Source organism: Candidatus Nanopelagicales bacterium, from assembly GCA_037045355.1.
Taxonomy (GTDB): domain Bacteria; phylum Actinomycetota; class Actinomycetes; order S36-B12.
In genome coordinates, this window is record JBAOHO010000025.1 from 1 (window position 1) to 16195 (window position 16195).

The 16195-nt window shown below is 65.7% G+C and carries 19 protein-coding genes and 1 pseudogene; 12 read left to right on the forward strand and 8 right to left on the reverse strand.

Translation table 11 applies throughout. The features are described 5' to 3' along the window. Positions 1–111 precede the first annotated feature (111 nt). A complete protein-coding gene (locus V9E98_12635) occupies positions 112–1584 on the forward strand; it encodes a choice-of-anchor D domain-containing protein (GenBank protein ID MEI2717812.1) in 1473 nt (490 codons plus the stop codon). Positions 1585–1594: 10 nt separating this feature from the next. Here V9E98_12635 and V9E98_12640 read toward each other — a convergent pair whose 3' ends face one another. Beyond that, a complete protein-coding gene (locus tag V9E98_12640) occupies positions 1595–2095 on the reverse strand; it encodes a hypothetical protein (protein MEI2717813.1) in 501 nt (166 codons plus the stop codon). Positions 2096–2240: 145 nt separating this feature from the next. On the opposite strand from V9E98_12640, the gene V9E98_12645 reads away from it, so the two are divergent. The 3 genes and pseudogenes from V9E98_12645 to V9E98_12655 all read left to right on the forward strand — a co-directional run bounded on the left by V9E98_12645 (position 2241) and on the right by V9E98_12655 (position 5085). After that, positions 2241–3731: a tetratricopeptide repeat protein gene (locus V9E98_12645; GenBank protein ID MEI2717814.1), complete on the forward strand. Its 1491-nt coding sequence runs from the start codon at positions 2241–2243 to the stop codon at positions 3729–3731. A gap of 42 nt (positions 3732–3773) precedes the next feature. Then, positions 3774–4163 (forward strand): annotated as a pseudogene (locus tag V9E98_12650) (DUF2254 family protein). Positions 4164–4239: 76 nt separating this feature from the next. After that, complete coding sequence (locus V9E98_12655) at positions 4240–5085, forward strand: DUF2254 family protein (GenBank protein ID MEI2717815.1); 846 nt, start codon at positions 4240–4242, stop codon at positions 5083–5085. Positions 5086–5090: 5 nt separating this feature from the next. Here V9E98_12655 and V9E98_12660 read toward each other — a convergent pair whose 3' ends face one another. Then, positions 5091–5702, reverse strand: coding sequence for a dihydrofolate reductase family protein (locus V9E98_12660; protein ID MEI2717816.1), 612 nt, complete (start codon positions 5700–5702; stop codon positions 5091–5093). Positions 5703–6027: 325 nt separating this feature from the next. On the opposite strand from V9E98_12660, the gene V9E98_12665 reads away from it, so the two are divergent. Continuing rightward, positions 6028–6186 (forward strand): DUF5993 family protein, encoded by a 159-nt coding sequence (locus tag V9E98_12665; protein ID MEI2717817.1) that lies wholly within the window; start codon positions 6028–6030, stop codon positions 6184–6186. Then, a complete protein-coding gene (locus tag V9E98_12670) occupies positions 6186–6773 on the forward strand; it encodes a disulfide bond formation protein B (protein ID MEI2717818.1) in 588 nt (195 codons plus the stop codon). The genes V9E98_12665 and V9E98_12670 overlap by 1 nt, the downstream gene beginning before the upstream one ends. A gap of 21 nt (positions 6774–6794) precedes the next feature. Here the strand turns inward: V9E98_12670 and V9E98_12675 are convergent, their stop codons facing one another. Both V9E98_12675 and V9E98_12680 read right to left on the reverse strand, forming a co-directional pair. Continuing rightward, the gene (locus V9E98_12675; protein MEI2717819.1) at positions 6795–7406 is read right to left on the reverse strand and encodes an isochorismatase family protein; all 612 of its coding nucleotides are present in this window, start codon (positions 7404–7406) and stop codon (positions 6795–6797) included. Between the two features lie 78 nt (positions 7407–7484). Continuing rightward, positions 7485–7910 carry a hypothetical protein gene (locus tag V9E98_12680; GenBank protein MEI2717820.1) on the reverse strand — a complete coding sequence of 142 codons (426 nt, stop codon included), beginning with the start codon at positions 7908–7910 and terminating at the stop codon, positions 7485–7487. Between the two features lie 107 nt (positions 7911–8017). Between V9E98_12680 and V9E98_12685 the strand changes: the two genes are divergently transcribed. The 3 genes from V9E98_12685 (at position 8018) to V9E98_12695 (ending at position 9196) form a co-directional block, all read left to right on the forward strand. Next, positions 8018–8164, forward strand: a complete 147-nt coding sequence (locus tag V9E98_12685; GenBank protein MEI2717821.1) for a hypothetical protein — start codon at positions 8018–8020, stop codon at positions 8162–8164. Positions 8165–8227: 63 nt separating this feature from the next. Continuing rightward, positions 8228–8590 (forward strand): hypothetical protein, encoded by a 363-nt coding sequence (locus V9E98_12690; protein MEI2717822.1) that lies wholly within the window; start codon positions 8228–8230, stop codon positions 8588–8590. Positions 8591–8617: 27 nt separating this feature from the next. After that, positions 8618–9196 (forward strand): TetR/AcrR family transcriptional regulator, encoded by a 579-nt coding sequence (locus V9E98_12695; GenBank protein ID MEI2717823.1) that lies wholly within the window; start codon positions 8618–8620, stop codon positions 9194–9196. Here V9E98_12695 and V9E98_12700 read toward each other — a convergent pair. Genes V9E98_12700 through V9E98_12710 form a run of 3 tightly spaced genes read right to left on the reverse strand, consistent with a single transcriptional unit; the run spans position 9157 to position 11930 of the window. Further along, positions 9157–10203: a linear amide C-N hydrolase gene (locus tag V9E98_12700; protein ID MEI2717824.1), complete on the reverse strand. Its 1047-nt coding sequence runs from the start codon at positions 10201–10203 to the stop codon at positions 9157–9159. The genes V9E98_12695 and V9E98_12700 overlap by 40 nt on opposite strands. Before the next feature lie 15 nt (positions 10204–10218). Next, positions 10219–10347: a diguanylate cyclase gene (locus tag V9E98_12705; protein ID MEI2717825.1), complete on the reverse strand. Its 129-nt coding sequence runs from the start codon at positions 10345–10347 to the stop codon at positions 10219–10221. Continuing rightward, entirely contained in the window at positions 10332–11930 is a 1599-nt protein-coding gene (locus tag V9E98_12710; GenBank protein ID MEI2717826.1) for a PAS domain S-box protein, read from the reverse strand. Before V9E98_12710 ends, V9E98_12705 begins: the two co-directional genes overlap by 16 nt. A gap of 92 nt (positions 11931–12022) precedes the next feature. Here V9E98_12710 and V9E98_12715 point away from each other — a divergent pair, with 92 nt between their 5' ends. Together V9E98_12715 and katG are read left to right on the forward strand one after the other, a co-directional pair. After that, positions 12023–12445, forward strand: a complete 423-nt coding sequence (locus V9E98_12715; protein MEI2717827.1) for a Fur family transcriptional regulator — start codon at positions 12023–12025, stop codon at positions 12443–12445. A gap of 29 nt (positions 12446–12474) precedes the next feature. Beyond that, positions 12475–14652: a catalase/peroxidase HPI gene (gene katG, locus V9E98_12720; protein ID MEI2717828.1), complete on the forward strand. Its 2178-nt coding sequence runs from the start codon at positions 12475–12477 to the stop codon at positions 14650–14652. A 55-nt stretch (positions 14653–14707) separates the two neighbouring features. Here the strand turns inward: katG and V9E98_12725 are convergent, their stop codons facing one another. Then, complete coding sequence (locus V9E98_12725; GenBank protein ID MEI2717829.1) at positions 14708–15988, reverse strand: wax ester/triacylglycerol synthase family O-acyltransferase; 1281 nt, start codon at positions 15986–15988, stop codon at positions 14708–14710. On the opposite strand from V9E98_12725, the gene V9E98_12730 reads away from it, so the two are divergent. Further along, on the forward strand, positions 15969–16195 hold a 227-nt coding region (locus V9E98_12730; protein MEI2717830.1), incomplete at its 3' end, for a hypothetical protein. The two genes, V9E98_12725 and V9E98_12730, sit on opposite strands and share 20 nt — an antisense overlap.

Here is a 16195-nt window from a genome sequence, read left to right on the forward strand (position 1 = left end):
TCTCGGGAGCCACACGGTGTTCGTGTTCGCCCGGTCCTCAACCGAACGCGTGATTGACTGCACCCTCACCGGCGTTGTTTGATCGTCTTTTCAGGTGGAGAGAGGTCTGTCATGACAGGAATCCGCGTTCTTGTGAGTTCGATCGCGGCCGTCGCCATGGCGATGGTGGGGATCGCAGCCACCAGCCCCGGACAGGCGGTTGATCCACCGCCGTACACCAAAGCGACTCCCGCTTCTCACGACTTCGGAATCCAGAAAGTCGGCGTCGCGTCCACGTCGTTCACGTTCCTGATCGGCAACGACTACGGGTTCCCCATCGACTTCACCACGAACTCCTTCACCGGCCCCGACGCCGCTGACTTCAAGATCACTGCGAACAGTTGCACGAGCAACAACTTCGGTGAGTTCTCCTACTGCAACATCTCCGTGCAGTTCACGCCGAGCAGCCCCGGACCCAAGACCGCCACCCTGGAAGTCAAGAGCCAGAACGCGCCACCATCCCCGGTCTACTACGAGCGCACCATGCCGATCCCGCTCAGCGGCACCGGCGCCCTGCCGCAGTTGAGCGCGACTCCCAGCCCCCTCGACTTCGGCGGCCAGCCCGTCGGCACCGACTCGGTCGAGCAGATCCTGACCGTGGCCAACACCGGCGACGTACCGCTGAAGATCACTTCGAGTGATGTGACCGGGCCGGACGCCGGACAGTTCCAGGTCATTTACGACGCGTGCGGGGGGGCCACATTGGCACCCGCAGACACGTGCGAGGTCTGGTACGCCTTCTCGCCGACCTCCGCCGGTACGAAGTCTGCTCAGGTCGATGTCGTGTCCGACGCCGAGGGCAGTCCGCACATCGTGCCGATCAACGCGACGGGCGCCGTGCCACTGGTGGCTGCCGATCCTGCTGTGGACCTCGGCGACCAACTTGTCGGCTCGACGTCCTCCCCCATCTCGGTCACCGTGAGCAACACGGGAGGTGCCGCACTTGAGGTGTTCGAGACATCCCTCGCAGGAGGCGATTCCGCATCGTTCGCCATCGCGTCGGAAACCTGTACTGCGGCGAAGGTCCCCGCCGGCGGCACCTGTGAGGTCAACCTCACGTTCAGCCCGGCGACTACGGGCACAAAGTCCGCGGACCTGACCATCGTGTCGGATGCCGCCAACAGCCCAACACTGATCATCCCGGTACAGGGCTCCGGAATCACTGCGCCGGCACCCGTCGTGCCCGGCCCTGGTCCCACGTCGGGCTCGGAGAACGATCCAGCGACGAACGCACTGCGCGAGCAGTCGGCCCAGACGGCCGCACTGCCCTCCCGTATCAAGCGCAAGGGACGCACTGTCATCCTCCCCGCGAATGCGACCACCAATGCCGGGCAGGCGATCACAGCAAAGGTGAAGGCCACTCCGAAGCGCTCACCCAAGGGCACGAAGACCTACAAGGTGATCCGGGCCAAGAACGGCAAGGTGGTGATCCGGACCTTCGGGTACAAGAAGTTGCGCGTCAAGGTCACTGTGTCCGCGCCATCAACGACGGGTTTTGCCCCGTACGCCGTCCAGGCCAGTTACTACAAAGGCAAGCGGCGCTGATCCTGCGCGACTACCCAGCCAGGATCTCGTAGATCTCGTCGCGCACCTCCGCCTGCGCGGCGGGATTGCTCACGGTCTTCTCCTCCGCGATCGCGACGGCGAACTTCGGCTTCCCGATGCGTGCCGTGATGCGCAATCCCGGCACTTGGGCACCGTCGAGCAGCATGGTGACCTTCTCCACCGTGACCTCGTTCTTGTTGACGGCTTTGACCTCGCGCGCGCCGAAGCCCATCCCGCGGACGAAGATGAAGCTGTCTGAGAAGACAACGAGCAGGCCCTCATGCTTCTTCTTGATGGTCACGGGATCGCCGTCGGGGTGCTTCGCCTCAAAGATGCCCGGCGACGCGATCCTCACGTCTTCGGAGGCGTACCGGCCATTGAGGTCCTCGGACGTGCCGTCGATGGTCATCAGGTCGTTCTTCGCGTGGTGCACGACGTCGGCTCCGGACCCCGGCCTGAGGCGGTCACCTGTGGCGGACAGCGCTGCCTCGATCTTCGGTCGGATTGTCACTTCTGCTCCTTCACATGGCTTATTCTTCGACGCTAGCCAGTCCGGCAGTACCCGCAATCCCAGACTCGGGCTGTGTAACCGTTACAGCCACGACGGGTCCATAGGCTGTCTCCACCCGAATGATCCGCGTGGCAGGGTGATGACGATGACAGACGCCGTGACCTCCGATGAGGTCCTCGCAGCATTGGAGCGCGTGCTGAACAGCGACGCGTTCCTCAGCGCACCCCAGAGCCGCAACTTCCTCGCATTCGTCGTGACGGAAACGCTGGCCGGGCGCGGCGACCGGCTGTCCGAACGCACAGTGGGGCGCGGCGCCATGGACCGTCCGGATGACTTCGACGGCCGGTTCGACGCAAGTGTGCGGGTCCGGGCCACCCGTGTCCGCAAAGCACTCGAGGCGTACAACGCCACCGCCCATGACCCGGTGCGTATCCACCTTCCCGCCGGCACGTACATCCCAGTCTTCAGCACAGTACATTCGCCGCGCCGACCCGAACTGGAGACGGCGGTCGTGGTCACCGCGGCCACCGGCGATTCCGAGGGTTTCAGCGAGGCGTTGTCACAGGAGATGACCCGCCAGCTCGAGGCGTTCCCGGGACTGCGCGTGATCGGCCCCATCGCGACCGATCACCCCACCTCTGTGGCCGACGGCCTCGACGTTCGGTTCGTACTCCACATCGCGATGGTGGAGGACGCGCCCGCAGTGGAGATCACTGTCCTGGACATGACCTCGGATGCCACAGTGTGGGCGGCCCGCGAGAACCCCGCGGCAGATGCAGCAGCCTTCGACGTCGGGCACTGGGCGCAGTCCATCGCCGGAAGGATCGGCGACTACAACGGAGTCATCCTGAGCCGGTTCGCGCAGTCCGGAGCCTCGGAGGAACCGGACTGGCGCGCGATGCAGGCGTACTACACGATGTTCACCTCTGGTGATCGCACCGCTGTGATCCCGGCCGCGGACGGCTTGACGCGATTGGTGAACGGTGGCCACCGTTCACCCACCATCCTCGCCGCCCTGGCACATGCCCTGTCATTGCGCGCCGCGTACGAGTTGAGCGAAGACGTCGAAGCCGACAAGGCCACGGCAGTATCACTAGCCGACGAGGCATTGGCGGGGGACGCCACATCCGCCACCGCACACCTGGCATTGGCGACCGTCGCCCTGTTCAGCGACCAACCCGGATCCACTCAAGAACACGCACAGCAGGCGGCCAGTCTCGCGGGGTTCCACCCGTCCATCCTCGGCACAGCCGGCACGCTGATGGCTCACGCCGGCGATTGGCGCGGCGGCATCGATGCATTGCGGGAGGCACTGCGCCTGAACCCGGACCTGCCCGGATACTCACGTGTCCTGTTGGTGATGGACAACCTGTTCAGCGGCGACGACGCACTGGCACTGGCTGAGGCCGCGCGCATCGAGACCCCCACCGAGGCGTGGGGTTCCTACTTCCGGGCGCTGGCCCTGATGGGTCTCGGATATCGCGACCAGGCACTCGACGAGATGAAGACCGCGATGGCCATAGACCCGACCGTGCTGGATGACCCGGAGAGTGTGGTGAAGTCGTACGTTCAATTGACGACCGCACAGCGTCACGTTCTCGCCGATCGACTGCGAATGTTCACCGCCGATGTCTGACCCCCGCGACGACGACATGGCCGCATCTGATCGAATCGGCGCATGAGCATTCTGAGCCGGGCGAAGTTCCGGCTGTGGTGGGAGCGCGCGTCGTGGGTCATCCCTCTGACGGGCATCGTGCTTGCCCTCATGCTCAACGAGGCTGTTCGCAACATTGACGAAGCGCTGTACGCCGAGGGCGGCGTGCAGGAGTTCTCCTCCGGCGCCGCGATCACGATCCTTGCCGCCATCGGTGGCGGCATGATCACGTTCACGGGCTTCGTCTTCTCCTTCGTGGTGCTGCTCCTGCAGTTCGGCTCCAGTGCGTACTCCCCACGGTCGGTGGCCTACTTCCTGCGCGCCCGCGCGGTCCAGTGGATCCTCGCCCTGTTCCTCGCCACGATCACCTTCTCGTTCCTCACACTCATCGACACCGGCTCGCTCAACCGGGAGGACTTCGTGCCCTCCGGCGGCGTCCTGCTGGCCATCTCTTCTGCTGCTCGTCAGCCTCATCGGCTTCATCGGGCTGCTGCATGTCGTTGGCCGGCGCATCCGCGTGGACGCGGTACTCAGTTCCATCGGAGAGTCCTCCCAGCGGGCCCTGCGGCGAAGCGCCCACTACATCCCTCGCGGTGGGACCGCCACACCGATCGGCGAGGAGGCGACCCTGGCCTTGCGCAAGTCCGACGCCCTACCCGATGACACCAACGACGACTTCGAGATCGTGTCCTACGTCGGCCGGAACGGTCAGGTGGTGGCCGTCGACGTGGCCAGACTCATCCGGCTGGTGAGACGCCACAAGTGCGAGATCGATGTGGTGGTCCGCGTCGGGGACGCAGTGACGCCCGGCACACCCATCGCCCGCGTCAAAGGTGCCCCGAAGCCCTTGGACCGCCGGATCAGTGCCGCCATCGTCGTGGACTCCGAGCGCTCGCTGGTATACGACCCCCTGTACGCGTTACGCCTGCTCGTCGATGTCGCCCTGCGTGCGCTGTCGCCAGCCGTGAACGACCCGACAACCGCGGTGCGCTCGCTGGACGAGATCGAGGGTGTGCTGCGGGTGGCTGCCGACGAACGTATGGGCGCGATCAGTTTCGAGCTCGATCCCGGCCGGCTCGTGGTGTCGCGTCCGACGTGGACCGAACTGGTGGACCTGGCGCTCGTGGAGATCCTCACCGCGGGGTCGGGTGAGATACAGGTGCACCGGCGGTTGCTCGCACTGGTGAGCGACCTCATTCCGGCGGTGGCGGAGTCTCGCCGCCCGGTGCTCGACGAGTACCGAAGCCAGCTGCTCGCCGACGCCGCGGAGATGCCGGGACGGTCGGGTCACATCGCCGGACACGGCGATAGGCAGGGCCTTGGGGGCTCGTCCTGAGGGACCTACATCTGCCCGATGTCGATGCCGGTCACCGGCTGTCCGACGCGGTCGTAGACAAGTTGCACGGCCCCCTTCGGGAACACCCGGGGGGCCTGCGCCAACTTGAAGGACGCAGGAACCGCTGGGCCGTCCCGCAGCAGACTCTTGCCGGTCCCCAGTGTCAATGGGTACACCATCAGGTTCAGCCGATCGAGCAGATCGGCGCCGATCAGAGAGTGGACCAATCGACCACTGCCGATCACATGCATCTCACGGAAGCGGTCCTTGAGCAGTCGCACCTGCTCGACCTCGGTCAGAACCTCGGTCCGCTCCCACGCTGCGCTGGTCATCGACTGTGACACGACGAACTTGGGCAGTGCGTTGAAGATCACAGCGATCGGATCGTCCGCCTGGTGCGGCCAGTAGCCCGCGAAGATGTCGTAGGTGTGGCGGCCCAACAGCAGGGCATCCATGCGTTCGATGCCGGACGAGATCTCCTCCCCCGCCTCCGCGTCCAGGTAGAAGCCCTGCCATCCACCGAACGGAAAGCCACCCTCCTGGTCCTCGTCGGGAGCCCCCGGCGCCTGGTAGACGCCATCGAGCGTAGTGAACAGATCAGCGCACACGATTCCCATGACGCCACCCTTTCAGGACTGCTTCTGTGGGCACCTACCCCCAGAGACTGGCCGCATTCCAGGCAATCGTGACCCACCTGCACCAGCCCTCGCGGTGCGCCCCCAAACACACCTGCGTGAATGACACTGCCGCAGCTGTCTCATGGGATGACCGTACGTGTCACAGCTGCCGTCTGCACACGCTGAGCGCGATCACACACAGTCACAATGGGGCACACATTTCCGGCGTACTGCCCCAGGGAGCTTGCCCTACTTCAACACTGCGTCACCTGCGAAACGACCGTCCGCACCAGCCACGCTCTACGCTTCAGCACGAGGAGGAGCGATGGACATCATCATCATGGTTTTGCTGCTCGTCACCGCGATTCTGATCTACCGCGGGGCGGCACGGAAGTGGATTCTCACGAGTTGGATCGTCGCGCTGGTGTTGATGCTCGGTCTGTTCCGGTATCACGTGACCTCGCCTCTGGATCTGAGCTTCTGATGTCGAAGACCTTTCCGAAACTCATCTTCTGGGGACTGCACGCATGGGTCCTGGCATACGTCGGCGTCCTGCTGGGGGCGTTCACCATCCAGTTCGTCGAAGGCGAGTTCCCCTGTCCGCTGTGCATGTTGCAGCGCTACGGGATGATCCTGAGCACTCTCGGAGCCCTGTGGGTGATCATGCAGGCCCGCCGCGGCGAGTTGACCGCGGCCCGCTACATGCAGGGCATGGGTCTGGGCATCCTCGGTGCCGCGGCCGGTGCCCTGGTCTCGGTGCGTCAGATCCTGCTGCACATCAAGCCTGGCGACCCTGGCTACGGCTCGGCGGTCATGGGCTACCACCTCTACACGTGGGCTCTCATCACCTTCTACATCGTGATCCTGTTCGTCGCCGTGCTCAGCATCCTCGCCCCCGTTGGCCTCCCCGAGGCCCCCGAGAGCAAGGGCGCTCTCACACTGTCGTCGATCGTGGTGTGGATCTTCATCATCCTGGTGGCGGCTAACGTGATCGCGATCATCTTCCTGGAGGGATTCGCCTGGGTCCTGCCGGACGATCCGACCTCCTACAACCTGCTCGACCAGTTCTAGGGATTCCTGCGGTACGGTCGGTCAGCCCAGTGCGGTCCGCAGATGCACATGGTTGTCGTGCATCTCGTGCAGGCCCGCCTGCGTGGTCTTGGGGTCCACGCCCGCGCACAGATCCTCGAAGACGGTGGTCGTGAACCCCGCCGACTCGGCGTCCTCGGCAGTCGCACACACGCAGTAGTCCGTCGCGATACCAACCACATGGAGATTTGTGATCCCGTGTTCGGTCAGGACCGCCTGCAGCGTCTGTCCACCCGGTAGTGTCACACCCTCGAACGCCGAGTAAGCGGGCCGGCCGTCCCCCTTGACGACGTGGACATCCACGTACGCCAGTACGTCATGCAGGTCCGGGTGGTAGTCGGCCCCCGGGGTGTGCTGCACACAGTGCACCGGCCACGTCGTGGAGAAGTCGGGCTCCTCACCGGGCTTGGCGAAGTGCCCGCCGTTGTCGCTGTCCGGGTGATGCCAGTCGCGCGAGGCGATCACCAGCGCGTAGTCCTCGCGGTGCTCCTTCACGAACGGCGCGACACACGCAGCCACCGTGCAGCCACCGTCAACCCCCAGGGCACCGCCCTCGCAGAAGTCGTTCTGGACGTCGACCACGATCAAGGCACTCCTTGCCGATGCCTCATTCATGACAACCACCTCATTGTTCAGGCCGTTACCGAAGTTCTTCGTCACTCCCGACCCCCCACTTGAGCCAAGGGGCACCGATCAGGCCACAGAGGGGGCTGCGCTCAACGGAAGGGATCCCCTCGGCGTGACGAGGTGGACGCCCAGCAACGGCAGACGATCACTGCAGGCCTCTTCGATGAATCGGGCCCAGGCCGCGTCACGGGCGCCCACACGCAGGGGACCCGGGCGAGCCAGCGCCACAAGAACACACGACTCGGCACACGCACCGAGGATGGCCACCACGAGGTTGTTCAGCATCACATCGGTGTCGGCCGGCGGATTCAGCTCGATTTCGTCGACCAGGATCGGCTGTGTGATCCGCCGGTTCGCATCGCACATGAGTACCACCAGCGCACCGTCGTACCGCGTTTTCATTGACACGAACAGATCCAGCACATCCCTGATCAATCGGCTGTCGTCAAGTGGTAGTTCAGGCCAGTTCGCGGGGAGGTCCTTGAAGCTCATGCCCCCAGAATCCGGGCCGTTGCGCGACCTCACCAGCGGCCGAGGCCGATCTGTGGATGCACACCGTTGCGACGGGTAGGTGGTCCACATCCGACTGAGGAGAGGTCATGCAGGAGCGACCCACGCCCATCGACAGCCATCACCGCAAGTCCGCCGCGGAGCCTCCGGGCGACAGCCAGGTCACCAATCCCAACCGGGTCATCGGCGACGGTGACGCGATCACCCAGGACGCCGAGTACGGCACGGACGACTAGGCGAGACGGCAGCGGCTCGAAAACCCTGCAGCGTCGGCCTCAGCGCGGTGTCACACTGGCCGCGTGCCCGTGCGAGAGGACCTACGTCACGCGCTGACCGACGCCATGCGCCGCCGTGACACGGCAGTCATACCGCCCCTCAGATCTGCCATCGCCGCGATCGACAACGCAGAGGCCGTGACTGTCGAGGCAGGTACCGAGGTCGAATCCCCCATCGCCGGGTCGCGTGGCGGGCTCGGCGCCTCGGAGGCAGCCCGCGCCGAACTCTCAGAGCCGCAGCAGATCGCCATCGTGAAGCACGAGATCTCCGAACTCGCCTCGCATGTGGAGCGCCTGACGCGGCTGTGTCGCCGCGAGGAGGCGGATGCGGCCAAGCGGGCCCTCACCGTCCTCGGGGGCATCGTGGGCACCACGAGTGAGGCCTGACGAGTCGACTGCACTTAAGGTCAGGACATGTCCCAGCCCCACGTCGCCGCGACGGCCGCCCGCCCTCGCCGGGCAACCCAGCGCGACTTCGTCGATTCCGGGTTCGCGATCCTCGCCGAATCCGGACACAGGGGTCTTACGATCCACAGACTGTGCCGCCACGTGGGCGTGTCAACCGGATCGTTCTACCACCACTTCGCGAACTGGGACCACTACGTGACCGTGCTTCTGGCGCACTGGGAAGGCGACCAGGAACGGCAGATGAAGGCGGCAGCCACCGCCGAATCGCAATTGCGACGCATCGAGATCGCCCGGGATCTCGCCTCGATGTATCAGCATGCGACCGAGGCCGCGATCCGGGCATGGAGCATGTCGAACGAGCAGGTCCGACGAGCCCAGGAACGCGTCGATGACGTTCGGCGACGGCATCTGGTGAGCCTCCTGCGGCATTCCGGTGTCGACGACGAGCGGGCCGAACTGCTGGCCAGTGTGGGCCTGGCGATCCTGGTCGGACTCCAACAGTTGCAGGGCGGCGCGGACAAGATCCCCGACGCCATGCACCTGTATCAATCGCTGGTGCTGGCGGCGATCCCGCCGGCAGGCTGAGCGGCCAGCGGCAATGACCGGCGCGGGCCTGGATCGCTGACACCCAATTCGGCGAGGTCGTGCCGACCGGTGCCCCAGTCGTCGTAGGTACGCACGTACAGGATCTTCTGGTCGTGATCCCGCGCCACGTACCACTGCGTGTAGTCCCCCGAGGCGGCCACATGCCTTGGCACGCTCACCAGGTCCAAGCAGTGGAAGACCTGATTCACCGCATCGCGCGGATCCTTGGCCTCGGTCACTGTCTGGGTCAAAACAGTGGCACGCACGAAGCGCGAGGGCGGTGTCACGTCCCCGGGCATACCGAGCAGGCCCGATCCGTTCCCGGTGGGGACGACCTGCATACCGAGCAGGTTGTAGGGCTTGTCCTCCGCGTTGGTCAGACCTATGTAGTTGCGCAGGTTGGTCATGTGCCAGGGGAAGACCGGGGAATTCGTCAGGACCCCCGCGTGGTTGTCGTAGACGTGCATGGTGTCCTCGACGAACTCGACGACGAGGTCGTTGCCGTGTGCGTCATGAATGCTCAGATGCTCCGTTGCCGACCAGTTGGTCAACGGCTTCAGAGCCTCCGGCATGGCGCGACCTTCGGGCCACAGCATCCCCACTGGCGCATCCCAGATCCGAACCGACGCCAGGGCGGCCTTCACGTCCTCCACCGTTGAGCACGTCCCCAGAAGCCAGCCAGCCAGGTTGATGAAGTCCATCGCGGGGGCCGAACCTTCAGGTGGCGACACCGGCAGGCGGGTCTCGGACAGCCACAGCGTGGCCACCGACAATCCGGCCTCGTTCAAGCCGTCCGCGAAGTAGTCCTTGAGGCCGAAGAAGTTGAGCGCCACGAACCCCAGGTGGTTGCTCCACGTGTGCGGTTCGACACCGGGCGATGCGGTCGCCGTCCACTGTTGGTCGCGGGGCACCACCTCGACCATCGACTCGACCTCGTAGGCGAAGTCCAGCGTGCGGCCGGACACGTGCAGCTGCTCAAGTCTCGTCAAGCGCAGATCCGTACACATGACCCCTCCCGGTTCTCACGCCACGACGCGGTCGCGGCCAGTGCCTTTCGCCGAATACAGCGCCTGATCAGCCTTCGCGATGACTGCGTCAGCGTCATCACCCGGGGCCGCGAGGCCGACTCCGGCGCTCAGGGTGATGCACAACTGGACACCATCGATGTGATATCGGCCGCTTGACCGCGTCGAGCACGCACTGCGCGACCGCGGTGGCGGCTTCCACGCCAGTAGCAGGACTGCAGGAAGACCAGGAACTCGTCTCCGCCGATCCTGCCCACGACGGCGTCGTCAGGCGCGCAGCACTCGATGCGCCGAGCGACCTCCACCAGCAACGCATCGCCCATGGCATGGCCATAGCGGTCATTGATCGGCTTGAAGTCGTCGAGGTCGCAGTACAGGACCGCCCGGGATGTGCCGCGCCGCGGGCTCCTGGCCAGGCCCTCCTGCATCTGTTCGAGCACAGCGCGACGATTCCACAGGTTCGTCAGGGAGTCCTTGTGGGCGAGCACGGCCAGCGACTCCTGAGCCGAGCGCGTTTGCGTGACATCCAGGAACTGCGCGACGAAACTTGTGTCCTGCCCCGTCTCGTCCTTGACCGCGGCAAGGGCGTTCTGCACCCAGACGGTGGCCCCGTCAGCGTCCACGAGGCGCTTGTCCCTGGTGACCGACTCGACACTGCCGCTGTGCAGGAGATTCCACATCTCCAGGTCCACGCAACGATCGCCCTCATGAGTCAAAGATGTGATGCTGGTGCCGAGCAACGCCTCCTCGTCGCGACGCAACATCCGGCACAGCGCACTGTTGACCTGCAGGAACGTGCCACCACGGGTGATCAGCGCCATCCCGATCGGTGTCGCCCGCATCGCCGCCCGGAACCGCTCCTCACTGTTCTGAAGTTCTATCTGAGCCCGCACCTCGGCATCCACATCGCGAAGGCGCACGACGCGCACGAGCCGTCCCGTGGAATCCCACACCGAACTCGCGGTGGCATGCACCCACAGCCACTGCCCATCGCGCCGGCGCACCCGGAACTTCCCGGTCGCGTCCGTACCCTCCTCTGCGCTGCGATCGAGCGCCGCGCCGATTACCGCCTGGTCGTCCTGCGACACGAAGTCGCCGATGGTGTGCCCGACCGCTTCGCCGCGGTCCCAACCGAACGTCGCCGCCACGGACGGGGACGCCCACTCGATCACACCTGACCCGTCCACCTGCAGCACCACGTCGGAGGTGAACTCGGCCAGCATGCGGTAGTGCTCGCGGGAGTCCGCGAGTTCCTCCCGATTGCGCACCAGTTCGGTGATGTCCACGATCTGCGCGATCAAGTAGATGACCCGGCCGTCGTCATCGCGCACACCTGCCACCGAGAGATCCCCCCATACGACGTGCCCATCGGGCCGGACGAAGCGCTTCGAGAGGCGGTAGGAGTCCCGCGCCCCGGCGAGGATGTCGGACACCAGAGACATGTCCACGCCGAGATCGTGGGGGTGTGTGAGAGCCTGCCACTTCGTGCGCAGCAGCGTGTCTTCATCGCGGCCCAGGAACGCGCACATCGCCGGGTTCACGCGCAGCAGCTCACCCTCCGGACTGGCCAGGTTCATGGCCACCGGGGCATGGTTCATGACCAGTTGGAGACTCTGGTCGCGGAAAGGGTCGAATCTGTCCGTCACCGCCGCCCGCTGTTCAGGTACACGCACGCCACCCCGCATGGCCTGCCCGAAGTGGGTGTCCATAGACAGTGTTTCGGCATCTACTGCGAAATCTTGATCATTGTGGACTATGTCCAATTCTGGACAATGTCCACATCTCGGGTTAGGGTCGCGTCATGCGTCAGGACTTCGGGAGCGTGCTGCGCGGCAGCGGCTTGCAGGTCACCGCACAGCGGCTCGCGGTCTTCCGTGCCGTCAGCGACACCCCGCACATCACCGCCGACGGTGTGACCGAGGCAGTTCGCAGCGAACTCGGCACCATCTCCCGGCAGTCCGTGTACGACGCGCTCGGTGTCCTCGTCGACAAGGGGATCATCCGGCGCATCCAACCCGCCGGCTCCCCCGCCCGCTACGAGGGCCGCGTCGGGGACAACCACCACCACCTCATCTGCCGCTCCTGTGAGCGGCTCGTCGACATCGACTGCGCTGTGGGCGAGATGCCCTGCCTGCACCCCGCCGACGACCACGGATTCACCCTCGACGAAGCCGAAGTCATCTACTGGGGCACCTGCCCCGCCTGCACGACACAACCCGTTTGACCGCCATACCCAACCACAGGAGGAACACGTTGTCTGAAGATGTTGCAAGCACAGGTCAGTGCCCGGTCGTCCACCACCGCCCCGTCTCCAACCGGGACTGGTGGCCGGAATCCCTCGACCTGTCGGTCCTCACCCAGAACTCCCCCATGCTGGATCCCATGGGCGAGTCCTTCGACTACTCCGCCGAGTTCAAAACCCTCGATCTTGCCGCCGTCAAGCAGGACATCCTGGAGGTCATGACCACCTCGCAGGACTGGTGGCCGGCGGACTACGGACACTACGGCCCTCTGTTCATCCGTATGGCGTGGCACAGCGCGGGGACCTACCGCATCAGCGACGGCCGCGGTGGCGCAGGCAACGGTGACCAGCGGTTCGCGCCGCTGAACAGTTGGCCCGACAACACCAACCTCGACAAGGCCCGCCGGCTGCTGTGGCCGGTGAAGAAGAAGTACGGCAAGAAGCTCTCCTGGGCAGACCTCATGGTCCTGGCGGGCAACGTGGCACTGGAGTCCATGGGCTTCGAGACGTTCGGCTTCGGCGGCGGACGCGAGGACGTGTGGGAGCCGACCCAGGTCAACTGGGGCAACGAGGACACCTGGCTGGGCGACGAGCGCTACAGCGGTGACCGCGAATTGGCGAACCCATTGGCGGCGGTCCAGATGGGCCTCATCTACGTCAACCCTGAGGGCCCCAACGGCGAGCCCAGCGCATTGGCGGCCGCCCGCGATATCCGGGAGACGTTCGCCAGAATGGCGATGAACGACGAAGAGACCGTCGCGCTGATCGCCGGCGGCCACACGTTCGGCAAGACGCACGGTGCCGCCGTCCCCGAGGGCCACATCGGCCCGGAGCCGGAGGCGGCGCCACTGCAGGAGATGGGTCTGGGCTGGCAGAACAGCTACGGCACCGGATCCGGAGACGACACGATCACCAGTGGCCTGGAGGGAGCGTGGACCCCGACCCCGATCGCATGGGACAACAGCTACTTCGAGACGCTGTTCGCCTACGACTGGGACCTGACCAAGAGCCCGGCCGGCGCCTGGCAGTGGGTCCCCACCGACCCGGCGGCCAGCACCACGGTGCCGGACCCGCACGACCCGTCGAAGACCCACGCCCCGGTGATGCTGACCACCGACTTGGCGCTGCGGATGGACCCGATTTACGAGCCCATCTCCCGGCGGTTCCTGGAGAACCCCGACGAGTTCGCCACAGCGTTCGCGAAGGCGTGGTTCAAGCTCACACACCGCGACATGGGTCCCGTTTCCCGCTATCTCGGCCCTGAGGTTCCCGCGGAGCAACTGATCTGGCAGGACCCGGTCCCACCCGTGACCGGTGAGTTGATCGACGACGCGGACATCGCGGCCCTCAAGCAGAAGGTGCTCGCCACCGGCCTGACCGTGTCGCAGTTGGTGTCGACCGCGTGGGCCTCGGCATCGACCTTCCGTTCCTCGGACAAGCGCGGTGGCGCCAACGGCGCCCGGGTGCGTCTTGCGCCGCAGAACGACTGGGAGGTCAACAACCCGGCGGAGTTGGCGAAGGTGCTCGGGACCCTGGAGGGCATCGCGCAGGAGTTCAACGCGGGCTCCAAGCAGGTGTCGATGGCCGACCTGATCGTCCTGGCCGGCTGCGCCGGTGTGGAGCAGGCCGCCAAGGCGGCGGGCTTGGAGATCACCGTCCCATTCACCCCGGGTCGCACCGACGCAAGTGCGGAGATGACCGACGTGGAGTCGTTCGCGGTGCTCGAGCCCAAGGCCGACGGTTTCCGCAACTACCTCGCGAAGGGCAACACCCTTCCAGCGGAGACCCTGCTGGTCGACAAGGCGAACCTGCTTTCGCTGACCGCGCCGGAGATGACCGTGCTGCTCGGTGGCATGCGCGTCCTCGGCACGAACCACGACGGCTCGGATCTCGGCGTGCTCACCGGACAGGTCGGCGCGTTGACGAACGACTACTTCGTCAACCTGCTGGATATGGGGACGACCTGGCAGCCCACCTCGGACACCGACGAGATCTTCGAGGGCCGCGACCGGGAGACCGGCGAACTCAAGTGGACCGCGAGCCGGGTGGACCTGGTGTTCGGATCGAACTCCATCCTGCGCTCGCTGGCAGAGGTCTACGCCAGCGACGACGCCAAGGAGAAGTTCGTTGCGGACTTCGTGGCGGCGTGGGACAAGGTCATGATGCTGGACCGCTTCGACCTGGCCTGAGCCGACACACGACTGCGGCGCACTCCTGACCGGGGTGCGCCGCAGTCGTGTTTGTCTACCTCGCAACCGACGCAGCGAGGTCCACGAGGCTTTCCTGCAGATGCGTGCACAAGCGGTCGGGATCCGGGATGAGTGTCGCGTCGGCCAGGATCCCCACCCGAACACCCCCGGCGTAGGAGAACATCGAGACCCCCAGCCCCACGTCGGACGCCCCCGGCACCCAGCCGATGATGCCCGCTACCGGAGTGCCGGCCAGGTGGACCGTGCTGCGTGGGCCGGGGACGTTGCTCACCGTTGCCACCACCTTGCCGCTGAAGACCCGGGTGGACAGATCCTCCACGGGGCCGGGGAGAAGACCGATGGCCACCAGCGTCAGGTAGGCGACCACTGCCTCCGGGGAGCCTTTGAGTTCCTCCACGATCGCGTGCATACGGTTCAAGCGGACGTCCGCAGGCATCTCGCCGGTCGGCAGCGACACGATGAACTCCCCGAACACATTGCCGAGATCCGCGGTCAGTGGTTGGTCAAGGGGACGCAGATTCACGGGCACCATGACCCGCACCGCGTCCAGCGGGGTGCCCTCCTCGACCAGGTAGCGACCCAGCGCGTCGGACAGTGTCGCGAGCAGCACGTCGTTGACCGTTACTCCCGCGGCGCGGCCGATCGACTTGACCTCGTCGAGCGGCCACGGATCGGTCCAGCGCACGTTCTTCGCCCGTCCGACTCCGCCTGCCAACGCACTGCGTGGCTTCTGCGGGATCGTCGCAAGATGCAGCAGGCGACGGCCGCCTCGCAGGCCGGCGCGGGTGGCGCCGAGGACCCGCGACGGATGACGGACGGTGCGCCACCCTTGCCTGACCGCGGTGCGGGACAGCTCCACCGCCATGTCGACCGGACCGGAACCTGCCGGCGGGGCGACGAACCCGGCGTGAGTGTCCTGTGAGGACGTCAACGACAGCAGCACCCGCGTCAGAGTGATGCCGTCGGCGATGCTGTGGTGCATGCGGAAGAGGACTGCGGACCCTTCGCCGTAGCCGTCGATGCAATGCACCTGCCACATCGGGTGTTCGGGGTCCAACGACTGTGGGAGTTGCGCGCCGATGTAGTCCTCGAGCGCACCGCGGTCCCCCGGAGCCGGCAACGTATGGAAGATCACATGTCGGTCGAGATCGAAGCCGGGGTCGGTCTCCCAGCCCGCCCGCCCCAGCGGCAGACCCGCCGGAACGGGGTGTTCGCGGAACTTGGGGAACCGCTCGAGCATCCCTTCGGCCACATCCGACCTCACCGCATCCCAGTCCAACGGTTCGTCGGTCCACATGATCGCGTGGACCATCATGAGGTTCTCCGGGGAGTCCATGCGGTACCAGGCATGGTCCACCGGGGACATCGCGCGCATCGGACCCACCTCCACGCGTGAGGCTACCCGCGACGCAACGTTCGAGGCGCACAATGGAACAGGGGTGGTTCGCATGGACACCGAGCACACCAGGATGTTCCCGGACACGGGATTCGGGTGGTTCGCGGTCATCGCAGCAGCGGCGGG

Excerpts from the sequence above, each read along its gene's own strand:
- V9E98_12635 (MEI2717812.1), top strand. The coding sequence starts at position 112 with ATGACAGGAATCCGCGTTCTTGTGAGTTCGATCGCGGCCGTCGCCATG.
- V9E98_12645 (MEI2717814.1), top strand. The coding sequence starts at position 2,241 with ATGACAGACGCCGTGACCTCCGATGAGGTCCTCGCAGCATTGGAGCGC.
- V9E98_12660 (MEI2717816.1), bottom strand. The coding sequence starts at position 5,702 with ATGGGAATCGTGTGCGCTGATCTGTTCACTACGCTCGATGGCGTCTAC.
- V9E98_12665 (MEI2717817.1), top strand. The coding sequence starts at position 6,028 with ATGGACATCATCATCATGGTTTTGCTGCTCGTCACCGCGATTCTGATC.
- V9E98_12670 (MEI2717818.1), top strand. The coding sequence starts at position 6,186 with ATGTCGAAGACCTTTCCGAAACTCATCTTCTGGGGACTGCACGCATGG.
- V9E98_12675 (MEI2717819.1), bottom strand. The coding sequence starts at position 7,406 with ATGAATGAGGCATCGGCAAGGAGTGCCTTGATCGTGGTCGACGTCCAG.
- V9E98_12680 (MEI2717820.1), bottom strand. The coding sequence starts at position 7,910 with ATGAGCTTCAAGGACCTCCCCGCGAACTGGCCTGAACTACCACTTGAC.
- V9E98_12685 (MEI2717821.1), top strand. The coding sequence starts at position 8,018 with ATGCAGGAGCGACCCACGCCCATCGACAGCCATCACCGCAAGTCCGCC.
- V9E98_12695 (MEI2717823.1), top strand. The coding sequence starts at position 8,618 with ATGTCCCAGCCCCACGTCGCCGCGACGGCCGCCCGCCCTCGCCGGGCA.
- V9E98_12700 (MEI2717824.1), bottom strand. The coding sequence starts at position 10,203 with ATGTGTACGGATCTGCGCTTGACGAGACTTGAGCAGCTGCACGTGTCC.
- V9E98_12710 (MEI2717826.1), bottom strand. The coding sequence starts at position 11,930 with ATGGACACCCACTTCGGGCAGGCCATGCGGGGTGGCGTGCGTGTACCT.
- V9E98_12715 (MEI2717827.1), top strand. The coding sequence starts at position 12,023 with ATGCGTCAGGACTTCGGGAGCGTGCTGCGCGGCAGCGGCTTGCAGGTC.
- V9E98_12725 (MEI2717829.1), bottom strand. The coding sequence starts at position 15,988 with ATGATGGTCCACGCGATCATGTGGACCGACGAACCGTTGGACTGGGAT.